Here is a 3,488-nt window from a genome sequence, read left to right on the forward strand (position 1 = left end):
TGACTGAGCATTTTTGCTGGCCGATGCAGCCATCCCGTCGCAAGCAGCGCGACTTCTCGCACAGCCTGGAAAGCCGGGACGACGCGTGGAGAGAACGATGCGCGACCCGCAGGCCCCTTCCGGGCTACGGAAAGCCACCAGTAGCCTCAGCCGTCGCCGCGATACCACCTGACACGTCCGGACACATTGGATAACATTCTGCAACGACAAGCCTATGGGAGGTTGCAGGGTGATCGTGCTTGGAATCAATTCGGTGTATCACGAGTCCGCCGCCGCGCTGCTGGTCGACGGCAAGCTCGTCGCGGCCGTCGAGGAGGAGCGGTTCAACCGCATCAAGCGCGGCAAGCAGGCCGAATTCGACAATCCGCATCAACTGCCCGAACGCGCGGTTCGCTTTTGCCTGAACCATGCCGGCCTCACCGCGCGCGATATCGATCATGTCGCGTATTCATTCGATCCCAAGCAGCGCCGGAAGCGATATCGTCCCGAGTGGTGGGATCCGCGGCTGGAGGAGACCTTTCGGTTGCGGCTGGGTCAGGTGCCCAGTGCCATCGACGACCTGCTTGGACGTTCGCTCGGGCAGAGACTGCATTTCGTGCAGCACCACCTCGCGCACGCCGCGTCCGCGTACTTCCCGTCGGGCTTCGATCGTGCGGCCATCCTCACCATCGACGGCATCGGCGAGACGGCGGGCACCTCGCTGGCGAAGGCGGTCGGGACGCGGATCCAGACCGTCGAGACATTCGAATATCCGCATTCGATCGGATTCATCTGGGAGGTGTTCAGCGGTTATCTCGGCTTCTCGCATTACGACGCCTCGAAGGTGATGGGCCTGGCGGCTTACGGTGATCCCGAGGTTTACCGCGAGCCGTTTCAGTCGATCATGCGCTCCGACGGGGTGAACTACGGGGTCGCGCGCGAGTTTCTCGGCGTCGAGCCGGGCAGGTTCGCCAGGATGGAAGCCATCTTCGGCCCGCCACGGCACGAGGACGCTGAAATCCTGCCGCGGCACGCCGACATGGCGGCAGCATTGCAGGCAGCAACCGACGCTGCGATCACGGCGGTGGTCCGGCGCATCAAGCACCGGGTGCCATCAGACAATCTGTGCCTTGCCGGCGGCGTCGCGCTCAATTGCGTGACCAACGATGTGGTCAGGCGGTCCGGTGAATTCGCCAATGTGTTCATTCCGTCAGCGCCGCACGACGCCGGCACCGCGATCGGCGCCGCCTTCGTCGTGCACTGCGCCAAGCAGAAGCGCTCCCCCGAGCGCGGCAATTTTACGCCGTATCTGGGGCCCGCATTCAAGCGGCGCGAGATTCTGGCGGTGGTCAAGTCAACCGGCTTCAAGGCGCGGCGCAGCAAATCTCCAGCGCGCGATGCCGCCGATATGATCGCCGACGGCAAGATCGTCGCATGGTTCCAGGGCCGCATGGAGTTCGGACCGCGTGCGCTGGGCAACCGGTCACTGCTCGCCGACGCGCGGCGGCCGGACATGCGCGCGATCCTCAATCAAAAGGTCAAGCACCGGGAAGATTTTCGGCCGTTTGCGCCGAGCGTGCTGGCGGAGCACGCCGAGGAATGGTTCGATGTCGGCGTGCAGACGGCAAGTCACGAATTCATGCTGTTTGCCTGTCCGGTCAAGCCTGACAAGCGCGATCTGATCCCTGCCGTCGCGCATACCGATGGCAGTGCCCGGGTCCAGATCGTCAGCCGCAAATCGAATCCGCGCTTTCACGAGCTGATCTCCTGCTTCTTCGCAAAAACCGGCGTGCCGCTGGTCGTCAATACGTCCTTCAACGACAGCGAACCGATCGTTTGCACTCCGAACGACGCGATCGTCACGTTCCGCAAATCCGGCATCGACGCGTTGTTCATGGATGACGTGTTTCTGACGGCGCCGGGCTGACGTCACCGTTTTCGAATGCGACCGTGCGGATGCTTGTGGTCCAACTTGGACTATCAGCGCGATCTAGCTGCGGGCCGCTTCAGATCGTAGATTCCATGGGGCGGTGAGCGTGGCCTTTCCGATAGGTTTGGGTTTCCACACTCGAACCATCGGAGAGTCAGATGCAAGCATCGACCATAGACACGCCCACCGCGGAGTATAATGGCACAATTTTCGTTGCGATCGAGCTGAGTCAGAAGACGTGGCTTGTGACGCTGCACAGCCCGGACCGGGAGCGGATTTCGCGCCACAAGCTTGAGGGGGGCGATCACGCCGAACTGCTGGCGTTGATCGAACGGACCCGCGCCCGGGCGGCGGAGAAGCTCGGATCGGTACCGCGGGTAGTGAGCTGCTATGAGGCGGGCTATGACGGCTTCTGGCTGCATCGGCTATTGGAAGCAGCCGGGATCACGAACTTTGTGTTCGACCCTGCGAGCATTGCGGTGGAACAGCGGGCGCGGCGGGCGAAGACGGATCGGATCGACGGCGAGCTTCTGCTGCGCACCCTGATGGCCTATTTGCGGGGTGAGCCGCGGGTGGTTCGGATCGTTCGCGTGCCGAGCGTGGAAGCCGAGGACGCCCGGCGCGCCAGCCGCGAACGCGACCGGCTGGTCACCGAGCAGACGGCCCATACCAACCGGGTCAAGGCGCTGCTGCGCCTGTTGGGACTGGCGGTTGGCAACCCGCGGCGCCGAGACTGGCTCGCCTGGCTCGCGCGACAGCGCGACTGGCAGGGCCAGCCGCTACCGGCACATCTTCTGGCCGAGGCCAAGCGCGAGCATGTGCGGCTGATGCTGGTGCGCGAGCAGTTGGCGGCGCTGGAAGAAGAACAAGCTGCACAAGCCCTTCCCGTTCCGGCACCGATCGCGGAGCGACGAGATCTGTTGCTCCGCCTCAAGGCGCTCGGTCCGGCCTTCACCGCAACCCTGGTGCACGAGCTGTTCTACAAGGACTTCCGCAACAGGCGCGAGGTCGCCGGCTATTGCGGCCTGACGCCCAGTCCATGGCGCAGCGGCGGCATCGATCGCGAGCAGGGCATCAGCAAGGCCGGCAATCGGCGTGCCCGCCACAAGGCGATCGAACTGGCCTGGCTCTGGCTCCGCCATCAGGGTGACAGCGCGCTTAGCCGCTGGTTCCGTACCCGCACGGCCAACGCCGGCAAGCGCGCCAAACGCATCGCCATCGTCGCACTGGCGCGCAAGCTGATCGTGGCGCTGTGGCGTTACCTCACCACCGGCCTGGTTCCCGAGCAGGCAACCATGAAGGCATAAAACAAACCACGTCACCACGCGCCGCGGCTTCGCCGCGCTCCGTGCGGGATGGATGATGACCGTGCCACCCTAGGGCTTCAACCGCCGTTTCGTAGATGGGTCTCATCCTCGCCAGGCTTCCTCGCCGCAAGCATGCGGAAGGTGGGTACGGATCAAACAATCCGACCGGATATGAGGTGATGCAGTGAGCTGCTGCAAACTTCGCAAGCCAATCCTCGCCCGTTGCCCGGTCGTCGCGCTGCGCTACGCATGGCTCCGCGCGCCGCCCTCTT

At 64.1% G+C, this 3,488-nt stretch carries 2 protein-coding genes; both read left to right on the forward strand.

Annotated features, from left to right (window positions below; translation table 11 throughout):
- Window positions 1-229: 229 nt before the first annotated feature.
- Window positions 230-1,906, forward strand: coding sequence for a carbamoyltransferase family protein (locus tag UP10_RS31140; protein ID WP_044591035.1), 1,677 nt, complete (start codon window positions 230-232; stop codon window positions 1,904-1,906).
- Window positions 1,907-2,067: 161 nt separating this feature from the next.
- Window positions 2,068-3,216 carry an IS110 family RNA-guided transposase gene (locus UP10_RS31145; RefSeq protein ID WP_044585437.1) on the forward strand — a complete coding sequence of 383 codons (1,149 nt, stop codon included), beginning with the start codon at window positions 2,068-2,070 and terminating at the stop codon, window positions 3,214-3,216.
- Window positions 3,217-3,488 lie beyond the last annotated feature (272 nt).

It is taken from the genome of Bradyrhizobium sp. LTSPM299, assembly GCF_000938235.1.
Classification (GTDB): Bacteria; Pseudomonadota; Alphaproteobacteria; order Rhizobiales; family Xanthobacteraceae; genus Bradyrhizobium.